Below are 22,836 nucleotides of genomic sequence, written 5' to 3'. Positions count from 1 at the left end.
GATTGCGCGAGGAGGGGCAACGCATAAGGAACGACTCTCAGGCGTGTCTCGGATGTGCCGCCTCAGAGGTGGCGATGCACGGTTTCCACGGTGATCTGGCCGAAGCCGTTGAACTGGGTCGCGGTGGCCAGAGAATAGGCACCGAGACCGTAGAAGATCACATGATCTTCCTCTTCCATCGTCTCCGGAAAGGCCAGATCGGAGGGCAGTTTGTCGACACTATCACAGGTCGGGCCGAAGACCGTGCGCGAGACCGTCGGGCCTTCGCGTTTGATCCCTTCGGGGCCGAACACAGCGATGCGGTCGATCACACCGACGAGGTGCAATTCGGACAAGCCGCCATAGATGCCATCGTTGAGGAACACATGGGCGTCGTCGCGGATCGCCTTGACGCGGGTGACGAGCGAATAGCTTTCTGCCACAAGGCCGCGCCCCGGCTCGCAGACCAGCGCGGGCATGTCATCGCCAAAGGCCTCCCGGGCCACACGCCCGATCAGATCGAAGGTGGTTTCAAGCTGCGGCATTTCCTCGTTCAGACGGTGCGACGGGAAGCCGCCGCCCACATTCAGCCGTGCGATTTTGACATCGGCCTTGCGGGCGATTCCGGCGGCTGCACGGATGTATTTGTCCCACGCATGGGGATCGGTGCATTGCGTGCCCGGATGGAAGGTCAGCGATGGCGTGAAACCAAGCTGTGCGGCAAGCGTCAAAAGCTCGGCGGCCAGTTCCTCCGTCGCGCCGAATTTGGCCCCGAAATTATAGGCGGCCCCTTCGACGGGCAGTTTGAAGCGCACGGAAATCTCCACCCCGTCCGCGGGCACCAGTTCGCCCAGTTTCACAAGCTCGGAATGGCTGTCCACGGAATAGGATTTCACACCCGTTTTCACGGCATGGAGAATCTCGGTGCGCGACCGCACGGGGTTGTTGTAATGCATGGCCGCTCCGGGCGCGATGCGGGCGATGGTGTCCATCTCGACGGGCGAGGCAACATCAAAGCCTTTGACGCCTGCCGCCACGAGATTGGCCAGCACGCCTTCGTCCGGATTCGACTTGACCGCATAGGTCACAAGCCCCGGAAACCCTTTGATAAACCGGCGCGCAGTGGATTGCAGCGTCGAGGGAGAGAAGAACAGCACGGGATGCTCGGGAGCATGTGTGCGCAGATAGTCGCTGGGCGTTGCCCAGATGGTTTTAGAGAGCCCCATTGGTGTCGTCCTTTACCAACAGAGCGCAGCCACATCTTGCCCGGGAGAAGTCCGGTTGGGATTGCGCTTACGCGGTTAATCCGAACCAGGCCAGGTGCAGGTCATCCCGTCTTTTCGGGTGCGTTGACCGCCCTTTGATCCTGAAAATCAATAGCCGCTATATGCGTGTTGATTTTGCCGTTAAAAAGGGTAAAGTCGTGCATTATGCCGGTCATTTTAACGAAATAATCGGTTAAATTGACACATGGCTTTTCGTGCGCCCTGACGTGGCCCGCCGCGAGGGGGCGCAGAGGACAATGTCGGGCGCAACGGCGAAGGCTACGGCAAGAGTCACGGAGCGGATTATGGACGATCTCGACCACAAGATTCTGATGGCGCTGGCCGCTGATTCCTCGACCTCCGTGTCGCGGCTTGCGCGTCGGTTCAAAGTGGCGCGCTCCACCGTGCAGGCGCGGTTGGAAAAGATGGAGACCAACGGCACTATCGCGGGCTATACGATCAAGCTGGGCGATGTGGCGCTGGCCCGCCGGATCAAGGCAACCGTCTTGATACAGGTGGAGCCGCGCACATCGGCCTCTGTGGTGAGCAAGCTCAAAGCGATTCACGAGGTGGAAATGGTCGCCACCGCAACGGGGCGTGTGGACCTGATTGCGCAGATTGCTTGTGAAACCACCGAAGAGATCGACCGGACGCTGGACCAGATCAATGCAATCACGGGCGTGCAGGACATCGAGAGCCTGATCCACCTCTCGACCAAGTTCGACCGCGCGATCTAGCCGCGTATCCCCCGGCCCGACACAGAACGCGGCAGGCCATGCGCTCGCCTCAATCCCCTGTCGCCATTCGCTTTTTGACAGGCGGAGCGTGAAAGCTGCGCCATGTCGCAAGCTCCGCCTCGCGCGGATCGAAAAACAGTGCTCCGGCTTTCTCCAGAAACGCTTTAACTCGCGCCCTGCACAGGCTACACAAGTCCAAACCGAAAAAAGCGACCGAGACACAAGATGGCTATGGAAAAGACTTTCGACGCAACTGAGGCGGAAGCGCGGATTTACGCGGCTTGGGAAAAGGCGGGGGCTTTCAAAGCCGGGGCCAACAAGCGCCGTGATGAGACCTTCACCATCATGATCCCGCCGCCCAACGTGACCGGCGCTTTGCATGTGGGCCACGCCTTCAACAATACGATTCAGGACATTCTGGTGCGCTGGCACCGGATGCGCGGCTTTGACACGCTCTGGCAGCCGGGTCAGGACCATGCGGGCATTGCCACGCAGCTAATGGTCGAAAAGGAACTGGCCAAGACCGGCCAGCCGTCGCGCGCCGAACTGGGCCGCGAGGCGTTTATCGAGAAGGTCTGGGAATGGAAGGGCAAATACGGCGCCACCATCATCAACCAGCTCAAGCGCCTCGGCTCCTCCTGCGACTGGTCGCGCAATGCCTTCACCATGGCCGGCGCACCGGGAGACCCGCGCATCGGCCACGAGAACAGCCCGAATTTCCATGATGCGGTGATCAAGGTCTTTGTCGATATGTATGACAAGGGTCTGATCTATCGCGGCAAGCGGCTTGTGAACTGGGACCCGCATTTCGAAACCGCGATCTCGGATCTCGAAGTGGAGAATATCGAAGTCGCGGGCCATATGTGGCATTTCAAATACCCGCTGGCCGGTGGCGAGACCTACACCTATGTCGAGAAAGACGAGGACGGGAATGTCGTGTTCGAAGAGGAACGCGATTACATCTCCATCGCCACCACGCGGCCTGAAACCATGCTAGGCGACGGGGCTGTGGCGGTTCATCCCGATGACGAACGCTATGCGCCGATCGTTGGCAAGCTCTGTGAAATCCCTGTCGGACCGAAAGAGCATCGCCGGTTGATCCCGATCATCACGGATGAATATCCGGATATGAACTTCGGCTCCGGTGCGGTGAAGATCACTGGCGCGCATGATTTCAACGACTATCAGGTTGCCAAACGTGCGGGCCTGCCGATGTACCGGTTGATGGACACCAAAGGCGCGATGCGCAGCGACGGGTTGTCCTATGAAGACAGCGCGCTTCTGGCCGCTGAAATTCTCGCGGGCAAGCCCTTTACCGAACAGGAAGTCGACACGATCAACCTCGTGCCGGATCACCTGCGCGGGCTGGACCGTTTCGTGGCCCGCAAAGCCGTGATCGACGAGATCAACGCCGAAGGTCTCGCCGTCATGACCACCGTGACGCGTAAGGTCAAAGACGAGGACGGCAACGAGTCCGACGTGACCGAGACCGTGCCCTATGTCGAAGACAAGCCGATCATGCAGCCCTTTGGCGACCGCTCCAAAGTCGTGATCGAGCCTATGCTGACCGACCAGTGGTATGTGGATGCCGAAAAAGTCGTCGGCCCTGCGCTCGACGCTGTGCGCTCCGGCAAGACCAAGATCATGCCGGAATCGGGCGAGAAGACCTATTACCACTGGCTTGAAAACATCGAACCGTGGTGCATCTCGCGTCAGCTTTGGTGGGGGCACCAGATCCCCGTGTGGTATGGCCTTGACCTCTCCGCGCCGAATTTCAAGGACGACGAGGGCGATGGCGCACTCGACGAGGTGGAGCTGATCCGGCTTCTGACCGAAGGCGGAATGCTGCACGCCGGCTCCGTGCATCACTGCGCGGCGGATTTCGACGCGGTGCATGACAAGTTCTTTGCCGAAATGGCCGACCTGCCCACCCCGCTCAACCATTGCCGCGTGATCGAAGTGGCCGACCGTCAGGCCGGTATCGAAGCCTTTGCCGAAGGGCTTGCCCAATATAACGTCACGCAAGACCCGACCAAACTGGTCTATCCGGTCTGGCGCGACCCCGATGTGCTCGACACTTGGTTCTCCTCGGGCCTGTGGCCGATCGGCACGCTGGGCTGGCCCAACTGGGATGAAAGCACGTCGAAATACTTCCCGACCGATGTTCTGGTCACAGGGTTCGACATCCTGTTCTTCTGGGTCGCACGCATGATGATGATGCAACTTGCGGTCGTGAATGAAGTGCCCTTCCACACCATCTACCTGCACCAGCTCGTCCGCGACGAGAAGGGCAAGAAGATGTCGAAAACCACGGGCAATGTGATCGACCCGCTGGAAATCATCGACGAATACGGTGCCGACGCGCTGCGGTTTACCAATGCCTCGATGGCCTCTATTGGCGGTGTGCTCAAACTCTCTGTGGATCGCATCAAGGGCTACCGGAACTTCACCACGAAAATCTGGAACGCCGCGCGCTTTGCCGAGATGAACGAAGTGTTCGATGCCTATGAGCCCGGTGTGATCCCGACGCCCACGGCGACGGTGAACAAATGGATCGTGGGGGAAACCGTGAAGGTGCTCAAAGAGGTCGATACGGCCTTTGAGGAATACCGGTTCAACGACGCGGCCAATGCACTTTACGCCTTTGTCTGGGGCAAGTTCTGCGACTGGTATGTGGAACTGTCGAAGCCGCTGTTCTACGACGGCGACGATGCGGCCAAGGCCGAGACCCGTCAGACGATGGGCTGGGTTCTGGATCAGGCGCTGGTCATGCTGCACCCGATCATGCCCTTCATCACCGAAGAGCTTTGGGGCACGATCAAACCGGGACGCGGGCTTCTGGCGCTGGCCGACTGGCCGGAGCTTTCCGACGATCTCATCGACCCTGCTGCCGATGCGGAAATGAACTGGGTGATCGACCTGATCGAAGCCATCCGTTCCTCGCGCGCCGAGGTGCATGTGCCTGCGGGGCTGAAAATCCCGATGGTGCAGGTCGAACTGGACGAAGCGGGCAAGACCGCTTGGGCCAATAACGAGGCGATGATCATGAAACTCGCGCGGCTCGACAGCCTCTCCGAGGGTCCGATGCCCAAAGGCGCGATCACGATTTCGGTTGCAGGCGGCACCTTTGCCCTGCCGCTCGAAGGTGTGATCGACATTGCCGAGGAAAAGGCCCGTCTGGAGAAAGCCCTTGGCAAGCTGGCGAAAGAGTTGGGCGGTTTGCGTGGCCGGTTGAACAACCCGAAATTCGTGGCCTCCGCGCCCGAAGAGGTTGTGGCCGAGGCACAGGAAAACCTTGCCGCCCGCGAAGAGGAAGAAGGCAAACTCAAGGCCGCGCTTGCGCGTCTGGCCGAGATCGCCTGAGTTCTCTCCGCCCGTTTGGAGACAGATTGAAAAGGCCCGCAGAGATGCGGGCCTTTTGCTTTGAGTATTTATGGCAGCAAAGGAAACCCGCGCTCAGTCATACACCGCGGCGCGTTTCTGCATCCGTGCCATGACGGTTTCCATCTGGTCCTTTGTGCCAATCAGCGCCCGCTGTTCGCGGCTTTCCGCCATCAGGATATCCGCACGCTCCGTTGTGCTTTCAACCGTTCCGATCAACCGTTTCGCGGCACGGACGGCAGAGGGGGACTTGCCCGCAATATCGGTGGCGATTTCCAGCGCGCGGGCATGGGCGTCTTCGGCCAGTTCCGTGGCCAGACCATAGCCCAGCGCCTTGTCCGCCGGCACAACCTCATGGGTATAGGTGAGATAGCGCAGCACGTCGGAGCGCAGCACGCGCGGGAAAAGCACCATACCGCCCATATCGGGAATGAGGCCCCATTTCATCTCCATGATCGAGAATTGCGCCTCGGGCCCTGCCACCCGAATATCGGCGGCGATGGCCAGTTGCATCCCAGCGCCGAAACATGGCCCCTGAATTGCGGCCACCACTGGCACGGGCAGGTCATGTAGCGCGAGTGAGAAGGCCTGAAACGCATTGCAGTCGCCATGGGTGCGGGTCATCACAAGCTCGTCGAGGTCTTCGCTCAGGAAACGCTGAAAATTCGACGTATCCAGACCGGAGCAAAAGGCCTTGCCCGCGCCGGACAGAAGCACGACGCGCGCCTTGGAAGCAGCGATCTGTTCGACTGCGGCCAGAACATCGGCCAGCAGGGCTTCGGACACGGCGTTCATCTTGTCGGGGCGGTTCAGTGTCAGATGGGCAATGTGGTCTTTGATCTCTAAAGTAACGGTCATAATGGCTCCTCCTGCACCCACCCTATCAGCGCAGGTGCAAATCGGTCATGTCTGACGTTACGGCGCTTGCGCAGGGCGAAAACTTGGGGCAGGAAGCGTCCCATGACAGACCAACGCCAAACCCCGCTCGCCCAGTCCCTTCCCGCCACCGTGCCCTTTGTGGCTCCGGAACGGATGGAAGAGATACGCAGCGCGGCGTTTGAGGCGCGTCTGGGCGCCAACGAACTGTCCTTTGGCCCCTCGCCCAAGGCGCTGGCCGCGATGGCCGACAGTCTTGGCGGCATCTGGAAATATGGCGAGCCGGAAAACCGCGATTTGCGACAGGCTCTGGCGGCGCTTCACGGCATCCAGGCGGAGGAGATCACCGTCGGAGAGGGCATTGACGGGCTGCTTGGCGTTCTGGTGCGGCTTTATGTGAATCCGGGCGATGCGGTTGTGACCTCGGCAGGGTCTTATCCGACATTCAACTACCATGTCGCGGGCTTTGGCGGCGTGTTGCATACGGTGCCCTACAAGACTGACCGCGAAGACCCCGAGGCCCTGATTGCCAAGGCGAAAGAGGTCGGTGCCAAGCTCGTCTATTTGTCCAATCCGAACAATCCGATGGGGACGGTCCATTCGGCAAAGACCGTTCAGTCCATGATTGAGGCCGTGCCCGAAGGCTGTTTGATGGTGCTTGATGAGGCCTATACTGAGTTTGCCCCTGACGAGACCCGCCCGCAGCTCGACACTTCGGACAAGCGCGTGATCCGTTTCCGCACATTTTCAAAGGCTTACGGCATGGCGGGCGCGCGTATCGGCTACGGCATCGCGCATCGGGAGATTGCAACGGGATTTAACAAGATCCGCAACCATTTCGGCGTCAACCGCGTGGCGCAGGCCGGTGCTCTGGCCGCGCTCAAGGATCAGGACTACCTGACGGAAACCTTGTCGAAAGTCGCGGCAGGGCGTGCGCGGCTTGCACAAATCGCACAAGAGGCGGGGTTAACGCCTCTGCCGTCCTCTGCCAATTTCGTGACGATGGATTGTGGCCGTGACGGGGACTATGCCCGCGCACTTGTGAAGGCACTCGACAAACATGGCATCTTTGTCCGGATGCCCGGCGTCGCGCCGCTGGACCGCTGTATCCGCGTCTCCGTCGGCCTCCCCGAAGAGATCGAAATCTTCGCGGAACGGTTGCCGCTGGCTTTGGCGGAACTGGGCTGAACACTCGCTTGCCGGTCCGTTTTCTGCGGGGATCTGGCGCATATGCACGGCGTTAAGGTTGATCTGATTAAGGTTAACGCGAGGGGAAGATGAACCCTTGGGCGGCCCGACCCATCCTCCGCTGACTCAGCGCGGTCATTTCATCCCAGCCATTTCGTCAGGCGCAAAAAAAGGGGGCCGAAAGCCCCCTCTCTGTTTTTTGTGCTCGTCTCTTGCAGACGCCTGCTGTCTTACACGCGGCAGGCCAAAAGTTTCGCCGCCGCGACAGAGCCGCCTTCGCCATGCGGAATATCCAGCGCGGCAAATGCCGTCTCCATCGCTCCGATGATCCCCAGAACCATATGCGCATTGATGTGGCCCATGTGACCGATACGGAAATAATTGTCTGCCTCAACCGAACCGATTGCGCCGAAGCCCAAGGAAATGCCCAAGGTGATTCCCATATGTTCGGTGAGCCAGTTGCGCAGACGCGTTCCGTCGCCCTCGCCGAGACTCAGGGTTGTAACCGCATGAGAACGATGCGCCGGATCGGCAATGTTGAAGCTCAGCTTGCCGCCCTGCCCCCATGCCTCCACCGCCGCCCAATAGGCGCGCGCGAGAGTTTCGTGACGGGCCCAGACATTTTCAAGCCCCTCGTCGAGAATCATCGAGACCGCCTGACGCAGCCCGTAGAGATGGTGCGTCGGCGGGGTGCCGTCGAAATATTCATAGAGATGCACAGGATTGGCGCGGGTTTCCCAATCCCAATAGGGCGTGCGCATGTCATTGCCCTGCCCCGCCTGACGGGCCTTTTCCGAGAACCAGACAAAGCCCATGCCCGGCGGTGTCATCAGACCTTTTTGCGACGCGGCGATCATCACATCGACGCCCCATTTGTCCATTTCAAACCGGTCACAACCCAGAGAGGCAATGCAATCAACCGCAAACACCGCAGGGTGCTCCGCCGCATCAATCGCCTTGCGCATGGCCGCAATGTCATTGCGCACGGAGGTGGCGGTATCCACATGCACGCTCAGAACGGCCTTGATCTCGTGGGACTGATCCGCTTTGAGCGCCGCTTCGAGGCGTTCAGGATCGACCGGAGATTGCTTGCCGAAATCGAGAATCTCGACATTCGCGCCAAGACGGGTGGCGACATCGGCCCAGCCATGGCCGAAATTGCCCGTCACACAGACAAGCACCTTGTCGCCGCGCGAGATCATATTGGTGAGAGAGGCTTCCCAAAGCCCGTGCCCGTTGGTGATATAGAGCGCGACATGACCGGAAGTGCCCGCGATGGTTTTCAGATCGGGGACAAGCGCATGGGTCAGGTCCACCAGTTCACCGGTATAGATATTCGGTGCGGGGCGGTGCATGGCCTGCAACACGGGATCGGGGATCACGGACGGACCGGGAATGGCTAGGTAATGACGACCGTTGGCAAGTGACATGGGAGACCTCAAAATTCATAAGCCCCTTGGATTAACGCCGGTGCATCCCTAGGTCAATTCCTCGCGCTCTCACATCGGACTTGCGCAGATGCGGGGCTAGCGTGCTCTCCCGCCTCGCTTGCCCCGTATTGTAAAGAGGGCTAAAGAGACGCGATCATCCTTGGGAATGGACCATATGTTCAAGCTGCTGAAAAAAGGGTTCAAGAAACTTGAACGCGCAGAGGTCGGCCAATTCGGCAATGACGTCTCGACCCGGCGCACCCGGCATCTGGCCATGTGGCATTTCCACCTGTTCGACCATGCCTTCTTGCGCGGGCTCTGGACCAATCTCTACGAGATCGCCCCCGGTGTCTGGCGCTCGAACCAGCCCTCTCCGAAACGGATTGAACGCTACGCAAACATGGGGATCAAGACAATCCTCTCCCTGCGCGGTGACAAGGACGTGTCCTTTACCCTATTGGAGCGGCAGGCCTGTGAAGCGCATGGCATCAAACTGGTCACGACCAAGAAAGCCGCCGCACGCGGGGCGTTGAGTGGGAAGGATTATGTCGCGCTGATCGACATTCTGGCCTCACTTGAAAAGCCTTTCCTCATCCATTGCAAATCCGGCGCGGACAGGGCGGGGCTGGCCTCCGCGCTCTATCTTCTGCATTGCGAAGGGGCCTCGGTCAAAGAGGCCAAGAAGATGCTCTCGTGGCGTTTCATGCATCTCAAAAGCACGAAGACCGGTATTCTCGACTATATCCTGCGGCTCTATGAACAGGATATCGAGGCCCACGGCCCGATTCCGATCCGCGAGTGGTTCGAGACCCAATATGATCAGAAGCGCGCAAGTCAGTTCAAAAAATTCCGGTCGTTCCCATGACAAACTCAAATCCGCAGAAAGACGCCAAAGGCAAAGGCGACAGTTCAGCCCCCGTCGCAGGCAGGCTACAGGTGATCCCCGACACCCAGTCGCGCGTGCTGATCCGCTGGCTCTGGCGCGACTACCTGCGGGCGCATCTGGGCTATGTCATCATCGCGCTTGTTCTGATGTCACTCGAAGGCGCAATGCTGGGGGCGCTGTCCTATCTCATCAAGCCGATGTTCGACAAGGTTCTGGTTGCGGGACACTCCGATGCGCTCATGTGGGTGGCTCTGGCCGTCTTCGGGGTGTTTTCGCTTCGCGCCATCGCGTCTTTCGGGCAAAGGGTGATCATGTCCCGCGTCGGGCAAAAGGTCTCCGCCAAGCTGCAAGGCGATCTGGTTGCCCATATGCTCACACTGGACGGACGTTTTTTTCAGGACAACCCGCCGGGCACATTGATCGAACGCACACGCGGCGACAGCAGTGCCGCCGCCACGGTCTGGGCCACAGTGCTCTCTGTGGCCGCGCGCGATATGGTTTCGCTGGTCTCGCTTCTGGTCGTGGCCATTTCCGTGGACTGGCGCTGGACCCTGATCGCAGTGGCAGGGGCGCCGCTTCTGGCCTTGCCGATCCATGTGTTGCAAAACATCGTCCGGCGCACATCACGACGGGCGCGCGCAGCCTCGGCCCGCGTCTCCACCCGTCTCGACGAGATCTTCCACGGTGCCACGACGATCAAACTTTCGGGCACGGAACGCCGCGAAGCGGACCGGTTCGAGGGGGAAATCAACGAGTTTGTCGACGAACAGATCAAATCGGTCGCCGGTCAGGCCGGTATTCCGGCGCTTATGGACCTTGTGGCCGGTCTCGGCTTCTTCGGTGTGCTGCTCTATGGCGGCCAACAGATTATCGAGGGCACGAAGACCGTCGGGGAGTTCATGTCGTTCTTCACCGCGATGGCGCTTGTGTTTGAACCGCTGCGCCGCCTCGGCAACGTCTCCGGCGCATGGCAGGCAGCGCGGGCCTCTCTGGAACGGCTCTACGCCATCTTCGCAGAACGTCCCGCCATCACCAGCCCCGCCAAGCCCGCTCCGCTCCCCGTGCCTGCGGCCTCCGCCGACATCCGGTTCGAGAATGTCGAGTTCGCCTATGCGGATGCGCCGGTTCTGCGTGGCACGAGTTTCACCGCAGAAGCCGGCAAGACCACAGCTCTGGTCGGGGCCTCCGGCGCGGGTAAGTCGACGCTGTTTCACCTGATGACCCGACTGGCCGATCCCGTCAAAGGACAGATCACAATCGGCGGTCTGGCCACGACCCGACTGGCGCTCGCCGAGTTGCGCGGCCTCTACTCCGTGGTCTCGCAAGATGCGCTTTTGTTCGACGAAAGCCTGCGCGACAACGTCCTGATGGGGGCCGAAGTGGACGAGGCCCAACTCAAGGCCGCGCTCAAGGCCGCCCATGTCGAGGACTTTATCTCCACGCTTGATCACGGGATGGACACCCCTGTCGGCCCGCGTGGCTCCGGCCTTTCGGGTGGACAGCGCCAACGTGTGGCCATTGCCCGCGCCGTGCTGCGCAACCGTCCGATCCTGTTGCTGGACGAGGCGACCTCCGCCCTTGATGCGCAGTCGGAAAAGATCGTGCAAAACGCGCTGGAATCCCTGTCCAAAGGTCGCACGACACTGGTCATCGCCCACCGGCTCTCGACCATCCGCAACGCCGACAAGATCGTGGTGATGGACAAAGGCCGCGTAGTGGACGAAGGCACCCATGACGAATTGCTGGCCCGTGGCGGTCTCTATGCCGATCTCTACAGGCTCCAGTATTCGGACGGACGCACGGTTATAGACGGGAGTCTTTCGAAATCCGGGCCGCGCCACCCCCAAGGCGAAAGCGGAGAAGATGCCAAAGAGACCGGCCTGCTTGCCGCCACCAGCCGGATGTTTGGAAACATGCTGGGTCTGTTCGGACGCACAAAGGACTAAGGTCAATCCGGCCCCTGAGCCGCCGCGCGATCTCGACATCCTCCATTACGGGCATGTCGGGAAAGCCCCCGATCCTGTCATAAAGCTCGCGCGAGATGAGCAAGGCCTGATTGCCGTAGGGCAGGCCGAACAGCTTCGTGCGCAGGTTGGCCCAGCCCGCGAAGATTTTCGGCGCAATCCCCTTGGCCTCACGGAAGGACAGCGAATAGACCAGAGCACGCTCATAGGACTGCGCGAGATGCTGCACCGTCTCTTCGGCCCATCCCTCCGGCATCCATGTGTCGGCATGAAGAAACAACAGCCAGTCGCCCTGTGCCACCTCTGCCCCGCGCACAAGCTGCCCGCCACGTCCGGCCGGACCGGTGACAAGCTCGGCCCCCACGAAATCCGCCATCTTTTCCACCCCGTCGGTGGAGCCGCCGTCGCTGAGGATCAACTCGCGCACAAGCCCCGCATCCAGCCCCTCCATGAGCGACAGCATCGTGTCGCGCAGCAAAGGCGTCGTGTTCAGCGTCGGTATGATGACGGAAATAGGCGCGCGCATAGGGGCTCCGGCAGGTTTACAGCTTCTCTTGGCTCCTCACCTTCCTATATGAAGGGGGACAAAAGGGGAAAGGGTTCAGATGACCTATGATGCGCGCAAAGTGATCGAAATCTCCGGTGAAGACCGGATGCAGTTCCTGCAAGGGTTGATCACCAATGATGTCAAAGGGCTGGAGACGGGCGCGGTCTATGCCGCGCTTCTGACGCCGCAGGGCAAGTTCATGGTCGATTTCTTTCTCGTCCCCGAGGGGGATGTGATCCTGATGGACCTGCCCGCCTCTCAGGCCGAAACGCTCCTCAAACGCCTCACCATGTATAAGCTGCGCTCGAAAGTCACGCTGGCGCTGACGGAGCGCACGGTCTCGCGCGGACCCGGCCCTGCTCCCGAAGGCGCGTTCCAAGACCCGCGCACGGCGGAGATGGGCTGGCGTGCTTATGACGGGCGGTCTTCCGAGGCGGCGGATTGGGACGCGATCCGTGTCGCGCATTGCGTGCCGGAATTCGGCGTGGAACTGACGCCCGACACCTTCATCCTTGAAGCCGGATTCGAGCGCCTCCACGGGGTCGATTTCAAAAAGGGCTGCTACGTTGGTCAGGAGATCACCGCACGGATGAAACACAAAACCGAGCTGCGCAAAGGCTTGGCGACTGTGAACATTGAAGGCACGGCCCCCGTCGGCACCGAGATTGTCACCGAAGACGGCAAAACCGCAGGCACGCTTTTCACCCAGTCAGGCGATAAGGCCATCGCCTATCTGCGGTTTGATCGTTCCAAAGGACCACTCACCGCCGGAGAAGCCCGCATCCACTTCGCGGCTTCCTGAGCCCGCAGGCAAAGAAAAAGCCGCCCTCTAGAGGACGGCTTTCCAAATTCTGTGCCGAGGCAGACGATCAGGCCCGCTCGGAATATTCCATGGTCTCTGTGTTCACCACGATGTCCTCGTCGGTTCCGACAAACGGCGGCACCATCACGCGCACACCGTTGTCAAGCACGGCAGGCTTGAAAGAGTTGGCCGCCGTCTGGCCTTTGACGACCGGCTCGGTCTCCACAATCTTGCAGATCACCTTCTGCGGCAGGGTCGCGTTCAGCGCCTCTTCTTCGTAGAACTCGACCACGATGGTCATGCCGTCCTGAAGGAAAGGACGACGCTCGCCCAGAATATCCGCCGGAATCGTGACCTGATCGAAGGTCTCCGTGTCCATGATGTTCAACAGGCCGTCGCTCTCGTAGAGAAACTGCATGTCTTTTTGTTCGAGACGCACACGCTCGACCTTGTCGGCAGAGCGGAAACGTTCGTTGAGTTTGCGGCCGTCACGCAGGTTTTTCAGCTCGACCTGAGCAAAAGCGCCCCCCTTGCCGGGTTTGACGTGATCGACTTTCACAGCGGCCCAGAGGCCCCCGTCATGCTCCAGCACATTGCCGGGGCGGATTTCGTTTCCGTTGATTTTGGGCATTTTACTAAACCGTGGCGTTTGGTTGAATTCGTCTTCCAGACCCCTATATCTTGAGAGGTGTGGGCTGGCAAGGCGCTCTGAAGCGGTTGGGAGCAGGACACGCACGCTCCCAGATATGCGCCAGACGCATAAAAGGTATGCGATTGCGTTGTATCCGAATCGTTACAAACCTGCCATAAGGGCCCGCACGCCGAAAAGACAAGAGCAATAATACAAGGATCACCCATGGCTGAGTTCGTGGACGGCACCGCTTTTAATCATGAGCAAGGAACACGTGCCCGCAAGCTGTTTGCGGCTGTTGTGTTGGCGGCTCTTGATGATGCGATCGCCGATGACAAAAAATATGGCAATGGCCCGGAACAGATCGCCCGTTGGGCGCGGTCTCGTGATGGCCGCGAAGTTTTGTCCTGTGCCGGTATCGACCCGTGTGAACGCGTTGTCGACGGCCTGATGGAATTCGTCTCCAAAGGTATTCGTACCTCTGTCGCACTGTCGCGCGAAGAAAGCGAACGCCGTCACGCACAGGAAGCGGCAGAAGCGGCATAACACCCGCCCCTGCTATGCATTGAACAAGACGCGCCAAGCTGCTGGCGCGTCTTTTCTTTTGCGCGAATGCACGATCTCAAGCACAGTTCACAGTGAAGGAGATACGGCATGAGCAAAAAGATCGACACAAACACCGTCCCCGCAAAAATCGGCACGTTGTATCCCCCGCCGCATCACACCGCCACACGCGACCGCATCAAAAAGGCACTGGGAGATCAGGCCGGGCTGACGCAATTCGGCGTGAACCTGACCATCCTGCCACCGGATTGTTCCTCCGCCCTGCCCCACTGGCACGAGAAAGAAGACGAGTTCGTCTATATCATCTCCGGACATCCCACACTGGTCTATGGCGCGACGGAAGAACGCCTTGCCCCGGGTGACTGCGCGGGCTTCAAAGCGGGAGAAGAAATCGGCCACTGCCTGCGCAACGATACGGGTTGCGATGTTGTGCTGCTCGAAATCGGATCGCGCAAAGATGGGGAGCGTGCTTTCTATCTCGGACTGGACCTCATGATAGATACCGCAAAAGCGGACCTCTACTTCCACCTCGACGGCACGCCCTACCCCGATCTTCGCAGACGAGGCCCCGGCGAGGATTGACACGTTCCGATGTGAGTATTTTTGCCATCAGAAAACCCCTTCCCTCTCCTTTGTGCCTCAAATACTCATGACACACAGGAGGATGCGCATGACCAAAGCGATCATGATACAGGGCACAGGGTCCAACGTCGGAAAATCCATGCTGGTCGCCGGTATTTGCCGCGCCTTCACCAAGCAGGGATTGAAAGTTGCGCCTTTCAAGCCGCAGAACATGTCGAACAATGCCGCAGTTACCGAAGATGGTGGCGAGATCGGGCGGGCGCAGGCGCTACAGGCGCGGGCCTGTGGCCTTGCGGCGCATACGGATATGAACCCTGTGCTGCTCAAACCCGAAAGCGATCAAGGTGCGCAGGTCGTGGTGCAGGGCAAGCGCATGGGCACGTTGAAGGCCCGCGATTACGGGCGCGAGAAGCCCAACCTTCTGCCGAAAGTTCTGGAAAGTTTTCATCGCCTCGCGACCCGAGCCGATCTTGTGGTGATCGAGGGCGCGGGCAGTCCTGCGGAGACCAATTTGCGACAGGGCGACATTGCCAATATGGGCTTTGCCGAAGCGGCTGATGTGTCTGTGATCCTTGTCGGGGACATTGACCGCGGCGGCGTGATTGCCCAGATCGTCGGCTCGCACACCGTGTTGTCACCTGCAGATCGCGCGCGCATTCACGGCTTTGCGGTCAACAAGTTTCGCGGTGATCCAAGTCTGTTTACTGAAGGTTCGAAAGAGATCAAAGCACGCACGGGTTGGGCCGATCTGGGCACCTTGCCGTGGTTTTCCCAAGCACATCTCCTACCCGCAGAAGATGTGATGGAAATCGCCTCGCGTGGTTCCGGTGCAATCAAGATCGCCGTGCCGAGACTCTCCCGAATTGCGAATTTCGATGATCTCGACCCTCTGGCCGCAGAACCCGACGTAACCGTTCAAATCATCGAGCCGGGGCAGCCCCTCCCTGGTGACGCCGATCTGGTGCTGATCCCCGGCACGAAATCGACCATTGGCGATCTGGCCTTTTTCCGTGCGCAGGGATGGGACATTGACCTTCACGCCCATGTCCGGCGGGGCGGGCATGTTCTGGGCATTTGCGGCGGGTATCAGATGCTTGGCCAATGGATTGACGACCCGCAAGGGATCGAAGGCCCTGCGGGGCGGCACCGTGGCCTTGGCTATCTGGATGTCGAAACCGTCATGGGCGGCGACAAAAGGCTCGCGGAAGTGCGGGCGACGGATCACGGTTCGGGGCACACAGTCACGGCCTATGAAATCCATATCGGACGCACCGAAGGGCCGGATATGGCGCGGGCATGGTTGAGCGTCGAAGGCCGACCTGAGGGGGCCGCCTCTCCGGACGGGCGCATTATGGGCTGTTACCTGCACGGGTTGTTCTCCGCAGATGCCTTCCGCGCCGCGTATCTGTCACGCTTTGGGGCGGGGCCTTCTACGCTACGTTTCGAGGCCAGCGTTGAGGACACGCTGGACCAGCTTGCGGATCATATCGCGGCCCATCTGGACCTCGACCGCCTCTATGCGCTCTCGTCAGACATATCTGTGGCAGCCCGATCTGCAGGGTGATTACTCGAATTCACGCAGGGTCAGGGCACGCTGCACTTCGCGGCGCACAAGGCGGCGGACATTGCGCGTGATGCGCTGACCTAATTCGCCCTGCAATTCTTCGCGGATCACTTGCGCCACAAGCTCGCGCAGCGCCTCTTCGTCGAGGATGTCCTCTTCGGCATAGCCCGCGAGCGCCAGTTCTTCTTCAAGGCTGGGGGCTGGGTCGGGAGCCACGCCTTCGGCCTCTGTTGCCTCGCTCAGCACGGCGTCATCCGCCTCAGCCACATCAGCATGCGCGGTCACAGTGTCGGTCTCTACATCAGCCGCCGCTGCCTCCTGCGCAGCCTCGAAAGAGGTTTCTTCAATCACTTCGGCATCATCAATCTGATCCGAATTGTCGCGCGCCTGTGTCATCTCAACTCCATCTGCATCAAAGGGGGCTTGCGCGGCCTCTTCACGCGTCTCTTCGGACGTGGCCTCGGGCATCCCCTGAAAATGGAATACACGGGCGCCGGTTTCAGCAAAGGCACGCGGCATGACGCGCGGGATTTCGGCCTCCAGATCTTCCGACCCGTCCGGCTCCCACTCGGCCGCTTGCGCGCCAACGGCAGCTTCAAGTTCGGCGATGCGCTGCTCCAGAGACAGGCGTGCCACATGGGCGGCGGCCACCTCGTCCGGCGTGTCATCAAGTGCCGCGTTCCAGCTCCCGGTCTGCGGGGCCTCCTCCGCAACGTCGCTCTCTTCGGTCACAGCGGCGTGCAGTTCCTCGGAAACCACAGACTCAACGCTGACAGTATCAGCCGTCGCGGGCTCATCTTTCGGCAGATGCACAGCTTGTTCTGGCGACAACACGAGAGGTGGCACGGGAGAGGCGTCCGCACGAGGGGCCTCCGGCTCGGCTTCTTCCGCGACCGTTTCCGGTTTCTCCACCCGAAAATCAGGGGTCAGAACAAGAGCAGCGGGCGCCTCGACTTCGGGTTCGGATTCAAGGGCTGGTGCTGCGGCCTCTTCGGACAAGGCCTCCTTGTTCAGCGGCCATTTGAGTGCCAGCGGTGCTTGCTCGCGACGTGCGCGCACTGGGTCATGCGGCTGAGAATGGGTCTCGGCCACCAAGCGACGGATCGACGCCAATACATCGTCCGCATCAAGATTTGTCATCGGATCAGACATCCCGACTCCCTAAAGCCTTTCGCGAAAAACTTGGGTCCAAGTGGATTGCGAAAGGCCCCCAACTAAATTCTTTGCTCTGCGCTTCCCGCAAACCCGTCATCCGAGTCTCTCACGAAACGCGTTCCTCAACACTCGTGATGGTAGCCAGCTTCCGCCTCACATACAACAAAGTGTTTCATGTAAAATGAAAACCCCGCAGATCGACAAGGCGACCCACGGGGCAAAGACGTCAGGCTGAGGGCGGGCCTCAGTCCTTCATCAAGCCTTTGAGAACGCGGTCAAGCTTCTCGCCTTGCGGGCTGACATAGGTGGTCGGCGCATTTTTTACCGCATTGTAATAGGCGCTCGGATCATAGACCGGCACATCCAGTTTGAGCTGGTCAACAGTCAAGAGCCCCATGGATTGCAGCACGGAGAAGGCTTGAGTCTCGCGGGCGATCCGCGCCTGAATGGCCGACACTTGCGCGTCCAGAAGGTCTTGTTCCGCATCCAGCACATCAAGCGTGGTGGCGGCACCAAGATCGGCTTCTTCCTTCACCCCGTCATAGGCCACTCGTTGCGCTTTCACATAGGCGTTGGAGGCCTCTTCAGACGCCGCATAGACCGACAGCAAGGACCAGTTGGTGCGCACGGATTGCTCGACTTCACGCGTGGTCTGCAAAAGCTCCGCGCGGCTTGCGTCCCGATCCGCGATGGCTTCGCGCACTTGAGACGCAATGCTGCCGCCACCATAGATCGTGCCGGACACACCAACGCTCAGGGAGGTATTGTTATCATAGCTCAGAGCATCCGAGTCATTCAGCGTATGCGTGATCGAAGCATCCACTGTCGGCAAAACGCTGCGCTCGGCCACTTCGACCGTGATATCATGGGCACGCACTTCATGCTGCAAGGCGACAATGCCCGGATGTTTCTGCTTGGCCAAGGTCACAGCCGCTTCCACATCGGACACAGGAAGTTTGATGTTCGGCGGGCTGGAGAGTTTTTCGGGATACTGACCGATCGCAACCTTGTAAGTCTCACGGGCCGCTGCCAGTTCCCCTTGTGCCGCAGCCAGTTCGGCACGCGTAGAGGCCAGTTGCGCCTCGTATTGCGACACTTCAGTGCGGGTGATTTCCCCGACTTCAAACCGGTCTTGCGCCGCACGCAGGTTTTGCTGGTTCAGCCGCACCGCACTCTGGCGCAGGTTGAGAACCGCTTGAGCCTCGCGCACACCCATGTAGGCATCCACGGCATCGGCCAGAACGGTCTGTTCGATATTCACCAGAGCGGCGCGGGTGGCGAGCACGAATTCCTTTTGCACATCAACCGCGAGCTTATTGCGCCCGAAGGTATAAAGGTCCACCGAGGCGACAAGGCTCAGCGCATTGTACCAATCCAGATAAGTATCGCCATCGCGGAAAGTTTTTGTACCGGAATAGCTATAAGACAGGCTCGGACGCAAAGCAGCCATCGCCTGCGACACGCCCTCGTCCGTGGCCCGCAAGGTCGCACGGTTCTGCTCCAGAAGGCCGGAGTTCTTATAGGCGGACGCCAGCGCATCGCCGAGCGTTTCCGCCCAAGACGCCATCGGCACCGCACCGATCCCCAGCGCAGCCACACCGGCGAACAGCGTCTTTCTGATTGATATGCTCTTGCTCATTGGCCGTATGCCCCTTTGTTTTCTTCGAACGCCGGAGCCTGCCCGGCCTGTCTCACGTTCGCGTTCTTACAGCGCGAATTCCGCGCGTTTTTCAAATCCCGGAAGAACTGGCGCGGTCGCGTTGAACACCATACGCCAGGTGATTTCGCCATCTATCTTGTAGCCAATACGCACGATGCCAAGGGCTCCGTCGATAAAAATAGCGCAGATGCGGCCTTTTTCCTTCACTTGCGACAGAATGTCCTCAGGCATTTCCTCAACACCGCCTTGCACGATCACGACATCATAGGGGCCGTGCTGCGGCTCTCCCTTGGCGATCGGGCCTGTTTCGAGGACTACATTGTCCGAACCGTTGGCAACCAGAGCCTTGGCAGCCTCTTCGGCCAGCGCCTCGTCTTCCTCAACCGCCACAACCGCCTGCGCCATGCGCGCGATCACCGCCGAAGAATAGCCAAGCCCGCATCCCAGATCGAGCACAAGCTCGTCATTCTCAATGTTGAGCGCATCCAGCATCTTCGCCAGAATCCTCGGATCCAGCACGACGCGGCCATTGCCGAGATCAACATGATCGCCGACATATGCCACCGCACGCTTTTCTTCCGGCACGAAATTTTCGCGCGGCACGGTCAACATGGCTTCGATAATGGGGAATTTGGTCACATCGGATGGACGAACCTGGGTATCGACCATTGTGGTGCGGAGCTGGGTGAAGTCTGGCATGGGCTGAACTCTTTCGTTCAAGGGCATCTCTCGCGTCGTTTTGCCATAAGCCTGCGGCAGGAGCAATATATCAATGCATCTGCGAATTCGCACAAAAGGCGGGTTGCGCCGCTTTCAAGCTTGGTATAGATAGCGGCACACCATTTCAGGCGAGTTGGCGGAGTGGTGACGCAGCGGATTGCAAATCCGTGAACACCGGTTCGATTCCGGTACTCGCCTCCATTTATTTTCAAACACTTACACATCTCCTCTTCATGTAACGGCCCAGCCGTTTACAGTTGCGTTTACACTTTTCATGTCCCCTGACGCCCCTTCTCAGCGTCCAAACGCGCACTCTCAGCGTCCAAACGCGCAAGAACTTCGTCACTTTCATCAGGGCTAACACGCGCGTAACTCTCAATGACTTGCGCAGCATAGCGGATCGACCAGCCCATGAGTGTCGCAATTTGACGTAGTGAAAGGTCCGCATTTAGCAAACGTGTGGCTGCCGTTCCTCGCGTATCCGCAAGTGTTTTTTCCCGACCATCTTCCCATGGCAAAACTTTAGCCTCACGTCGCCATTTCGTAATTTGGTTCGACGCCCATCGGGCTGTCAGCGGCTTACCTCGCTTGTTAACCAGTAATGTCTCCTGTCCTCTCGGAGTCTCCTCAATCAACTCCGCCAATGCTGCCGTAACCGGAATATAGGCCATCTGCTGACGCTTGTTGGTCTTACATAGAAGCCTCCGGCCATATGGCGTCTCCTCGAACTGATCGAGCCGCACCTTGACCAAGTCGGAAACCCTCAAGCCAGTCTCACAACCAGCGACAAGAATGCGCGAGACCCAATTGGGGGCACAAGCTTTAAACGCTCTCAAATCGTCGGTTGTCCATACAATTTCGCTCCTGTTCGGCTTATAAAGCTTTTTCAACTTATGACAGTGATGCTCCTTAAGCTTGCCCTCTTCGACTGCCCAGTTCAATACTCGCACAGCATGCACTCCAGCCATATCATGTTGTTTGGGAGAATGTTTCCACTTCTTGCGCCACACGTTCAGTTCCCCACGTGACGCTCGCTCCTCGAACATAGCAGCAGAGTCTGGGCCAAACTCATCTCGAAAACGGTTGACCCACAGCTTTACATCGTCCTGGGAACGCTTAGCTTTTGGTAAAGCAGCACTGGACAAAAAGTCGTCGACCAGATTCTCCACAAGATATGACCCGCCGCGTGTAGGCTGCGTCACCTCGCTATAAGCCTGATAAAATTCGGCGCAATTTGGAAAGGCCAAACTATCTTCCCAGAACTTTGGTCCACCTCGCCAAGCATAAAAGTGATACTTAACACCGGAAACAAGCTTACGCCGAACCCGATGAACTCCTTTAGGCAGTTTGTATTTGCGCAAGACGACGTCTCCTCTTCTCGACAAGGCTCATTTCTAGTTGCTCAGACCTACCCTCATGAACTGAAATGCTCTGTGCGCGATCAAGTTGCAGACGCACATGCACCAAATCATAATAATTGGGGCGCCTCCGGATAGGCCTAACCCCAAGCCGATTACAAAAAGCCCGGAACGCCTCATTAGGTGCTGCAAAACCGAATTTCACAGCCAGATCTTGAGCCGAGATCAAGTCAATACTAGGAGGCATCGGCACCTCCCCCCTCCGGAACAAACATATTTCTCCGAACGTAATCAGCCACAGCATCGTCAGGGAGATAGAACGCATTCCCTATCTTGAGATGCTTGATTTCTTTCAACGCGATCAACGAGCGAATTCTTCGCTCAGACCATCCACTCTCTTTGGCTAATTGACGAGGTGTCAAAAGTGCTCTTTCGGTCACAGCACATTCTCCCTTATCCATTGAAATTAGTGCCTTCGAATGATACCAAATACCGATGATATGCATCGAATTGGTAACTAACGTTCACATAGGGAACATTTGATCACGTGTCAACTCCTCAAAGCAATATTGGCGACCGGATGCGCTTAGTTCGCAATGAAACAGGTTTCTCGCAGGCAAAGGTCGCAGCTATGCTCGACCTTTCTGATCGTGCGTACAAAACGTACGAACTCGGCAAACGCGAACCCTCGCTCAGCACGGTCTTAAAGTTCTGTGAAATTTTTGAGGTAGATCTCGTTTGGCTGATCAATGGCGGCCTGCGAACAGAGCAGGATCAAGCAGACCTTGCTACTATAGCGACACGTACAGCCGATGCCGTATACAGACAAATCATGAACGATGACCCTAAAATGACTGCACCCCAATTTCAAAAATTTTTCGCATATGTCCTAGAACAAGCAGTACACAACAAAGCGGTCCCTGAAGAAGAAGCGAAGAAAATTCATCAGATTTTCACAGGCAAAAACGGTGAAACATAATGGTAAAATATCCGCACCCTGAGAGCCGGATTCTCCCATGGCTCAAAAAAGCACGCATGATTTCAGCAATAGCCATGTTCACCTCTGCGATATGGTTCGTTTTGGCGCCCTCATCCAGTGAAGGAATTTCAATCACACAATTTTTGACAGGCTGCACGTTTTCTGGATCACTTGTTGCCACCAGTCTGTGCGAAGTCTTCCGCCGTATGATAATGGGAACAACTAGCGTGACCGAAGATGCCTTTTTTCCTATGAAAAAGAGGTAATGACTTACTCTCATGTATAACGTTTTCTGCCGCAACCTCCATTACGCTTCATCTCTCCCCCTCAAAACCCGGGCCTCGTAATGTCCCGACGCAAAGGAACTCAATTCCAGACGTGCAGCATAAACTTGTGCTGACAACTCGCGCAATTCATCTACGGTCATACTTGCACCGAAATGGATGTGCGCACGGATGAGTTAAAGAACGCTCTAAACTTTGTTGCGCTCAAAATAGAAAAAGGCCCTCAGCTTCGGGCACAGTTTCTTAAAGCAGTAATGATTGAAGATCAGAATGCCAGAAGCTGT

At 58.5% G+C, this 22,836-nt stretch carries 19 protein-coding genes, 1 tRNA gene and 1 pseudogene; 12 read left to right on the top strand and 9 right to left on the bottom strand.

The genetic code is table 11. The features are described from left to right. Window positions 1-62: 62 nt before the first annotated feature. A complete protein-coding gene (locus KO492_RS05420; RefSeq protein ID WP_216044010.1) occupies window positions 63-1,205 on the bottom strand; it encodes a type III PLP-dependent enzyme in 1,143 nt (380 codons plus the stop codon). A gap of 344 nt (window positions 1,206-1,549) precedes the next feature. Between KO492_RS05420 and KO492_RS05415 the strand changes: the two genes are divergently transcribed. Together KO492_RS05415 and KO492_RS05410 are read left to right on the top strand one after the other, a co-directional pair. Further along, window positions 1,550-1,981 carry an Lrp/AsnC family transcriptional regulator gene (locus KO492_RS05415; RefSeq protein WP_216044009.1) on the top strand — a complete coding sequence of 144 codons (432 nt, stop codon included), beginning with the start codon at window positions 1,550-1,552 and terminating at the stop codon, window positions 1,979-1,981. Window positions 1,982-2,206: 225 nt separating this feature from the next. Next, a complete protein-coding gene (locus KO492_RS05410) occupies window positions 2,207-5,344 on the top strand; it encodes a valine--tRNA ligase (protein ID WP_216044008.1) in 3,138 nt (1,045 codons plus the stop codon). Window positions 5,345-5,437: 93 nt separating this feature from the next. Here KO492_RS05410 and KO492_RS05405 read toward each other — a convergent pair whose 3' ends face one another. Then, window positions 5,438-6,223, bottom strand: a complete 786-nt coding sequence (locus KO492_RS05405) for a crotonase/enoyl-CoA hydratase family protein (RefSeq protein WP_436835696.1) — start codon at window positions 6,221-6,223, stop codon at window positions 5,438-5,440. A gap of 99 nt (window positions 6,224-6,322) precedes the next feature. Here KO492_RS05405 and KO492_RS05400 point away from each other — a divergent pair, with 99 nt between their 5' ends. Then, complete coding sequence (locus tag KO492_RS05400; protein WP_216044006.1) at window positions 6,323-7,426, top strand: pyridoxal phosphate-dependent aminotransferase; 1,104 nt, start codon at window positions 6,323-6,325, stop codon at window positions 7,424-7,426. 230 nt (window positions 7,427-7,656) lie between these two features. Here the strand turns inward: KO492_RS05400 and KO492_RS05395 are convergent, their stop codons facing one another. Further along, window positions 7,657-8,856, bottom strand: a complete 1,200-nt coding sequence (locus KO492_RS05395) for a pyridoxal-phosphate-dependent aminotransferase family protein (RefSeq protein WP_216044005.1) — start codon at window positions 8,854-8,856, stop codon at window positions 7,657-7,659. 175 nt (window positions 8,857-9,031) lie between these two features. Between KO492_RS05395 and KO492_RS05390 the strand changes: the two genes are divergently transcribed. Next, the gene (locus KO492_RS05390; RefSeq protein ID WP_216044004.1) at window positions 9,032-9,721 is read left to right on the top strand and encodes a tyrosine-protein phosphatase; all 690 of its coding nucleotides are present in this window, start codon (window positions 9,032-9,034) and stop codon (window positions 9,719-9,721) included. Further along, a complete protein-coding gene (locus KO492_RS05385) occupies window positions 9,718-11,688 on the top strand; it encodes an ABC transporter ATP-binding protein (RefSeq protein WP_216044003.1) in 1,971 nt (656 codons plus the stop codon). Before KO492_RS05390 ends, KO492_RS05385 begins: the two co-directional genes overlap by 4 nt. Window positions 11,689-11,920: 232 nt before the next feature. Here the strand turns inward: KO492_RS05385 and KO492_RS18930 are convergent. After that, window positions 11,921-12,232, bottom strand: a pseudogene (locus tag KO492_RS18930) (glycosyltransferase); the annotation flags it as partial. A 79-nt stretch (window positions 12,233-12,311) separates the two neighbouring features. Between KO492_RS18930 and ygfZ the strand changes: the two are divergent. After that, complete coding sequence (gene ygfZ / locus KO492_RS05375) at window positions 12,312-13,055, top strand: CAF17-like 4Fe-4S cluster assembly/insertion protein YgfZ (protein ID WP_216044002.1); 744 nt, start codon at window positions 12,312-12,314, stop codon at window positions 13,053-13,055. Window positions 13,056-13,122: 67 nt separating this feature from the next. Here the strand turns inward: ygfZ and efp are convergent, their stop codons facing one another. Continuing rightward, window positions 13,123-13,686 carry an elongation factor P gene (gene efp, locus KO492_RS05370; RefSeq protein ID WP_066603028.1) on the bottom strand — a complete coding sequence of 188 codons (564 nt, stop codon included), beginning with the start codon at window positions 13,684-13,686 and terminating at the stop codon, window positions 13,123-13,125. 225 nt (window positions 13,687-13,911) lie between these two features. Here efp and KO492_RS05365 point away from each other — a divergent pair, with 225 nt between their 5' ends. From KO492_RS05365 to KO492_RS05355, 3 genes are all read left to right on the top strand, one after another. Further along, window positions 13,912-14,232 (top strand): DUF6280 family protein, encoded by a 321-nt coding sequence (locus tag KO492_RS05365; protein WP_066603020.1) that lies wholly within the window; start codon window positions 13,912-13,914, stop codon window positions 14,230-14,232. A gap of 108 nt (window positions 14,233-14,340) precedes the next feature. Further along, on the top strand, window positions 14,341-14,832 hold the full coding sequence (locus KO492_RS05360; RefSeq protein ID WP_216044001.1) for a cupin domain-containing protein: 492 nt from the start codon (window positions 14,341-14,343) through the stop codon (window positions 14,830-14,832). An 88-nt stretch (window positions 14,833-14,920) separates the two neighbouring features. Beyond that, window positions 14,921-16,396, top strand: coding sequence for a cobyric acid synthase (locus KO492_RS05355; protein ID WP_216044000.1), 1,476 nt, complete (start codon window positions 14,921-14,923; stop codon window positions 16,394-16,396). Here KO492_RS05355 and KO492_RS05350 read toward each other — a convergent pair whose 3' ends face one another. The 3 genes from KO492_RS05350 to KO492_RS05340 all read right to left on the bottom strand — a co-directional run bounded on the left by KO492_RS05350 (window position 16,397) and on the right by KO492_RS05340 (window position 19,910). Continuing rightward, the gene (locus KO492_RS05350; protein WP_216043999.1) at window positions 16,397-17,548 is read right to left on the bottom strand and encodes a hypothetical protein; all 1,152 of its coding nucleotides are present in this window, start codon (window positions 17,546-17,548) and stop codon (window positions 16,397-16,399) included. A 247-nt stretch (window positions 17,549-17,795) separates the two neighbouring features. After that, window positions 17,796-19,190 carry a TolC family outer membrane protein gene (locus KO492_RS05345; protein WP_216043998.1) on the bottom strand — a complete coding sequence of 465 codons (1,395 nt, stop codon included), beginning with the start codon at window positions 19,188-19,190 and terminating at the stop codon, window positions 17,796-17,798. Between the two features lie 66 nt (window positions 19,191-19,256). Then, the gene (locus KO492_RS05340; RefSeq protein WP_216043997.1) at window positions 19,257-19,910 is read right to left on the bottom strand and encodes a protein-L-isoaspartate O-methyltransferase family protein; all 654 of its coding nucleotides are present in this window, start codon (window positions 19,908-19,910) and stop codon (window positions 19,257-19,259) included. Between the two features lie 148 nt (window positions 19,911-20,058). Between KO492_RS05340 and KO492_RS05335 the strand changes: the two genes are divergently transcribed. Then, window positions 20,059-20,132: transfer RNA gene (locus KO492_RS05335), tRNA-Cys, on the top strand. Between the two features lie 71 nt (window positions 20,133-20,203). On the opposite strand, the gene KO492_RS05330 is transcribed toward KO492_RS05335, so the two are convergent. Next, entirely contained in the window at window positions 20,204-21,292 is a 1,089-nt protein-coding gene (locus tag KO492_RS05330; RefSeq protein ID WP_216043996.1) for a tyrosine-type recombinase/integrase, read from the bottom strand. A gap of 544 nt (window positions 21,293-21,836) precedes the next feature. Between KO492_RS05330 and KO492_RS05325 the strand changes: the two genes are divergently transcribed. After that, on the top strand, window positions 21,837-22,268 hold the full coding sequence (locus KO492_RS05325; RefSeq protein ID WP_216043995.1) for a helix-turn-helix domain-containing protein: 432 nt from the start codon (window positions 21,837-21,839) through the stop codon (window positions 22,266-22,268). Next, window positions 22,268-22,534, top strand: coding sequence for a hypothetical protein (locus KO492_RS05320; protein WP_216043994.1), 267 nt, complete (start codon window positions 22,268-22,270; stop codon window positions 22,532-22,534). Before KO492_RS05325 ends, KO492_RS05320 begins: the two co-directional genes overlap by 1 nt. The last annotated feature ends 302 nt before the right edge of the window (window positions 22,535-22,836 follow it).

It is taken from the genome of Celeribacter halophilus, from assembly GCF_018860305.1.
GTDB lineage: Bacteria > Pseudomonadota > Alphaproteobacteria > Rhodobacterales > Rhodobacteraceae > Celeribacter > Celeribacter halophilus_A.
The sequence above is the reverse complement of the archived record's forward strand: the minus strand, read 5'-3'. Positions and strand labels throughout refer to the sequence as shown.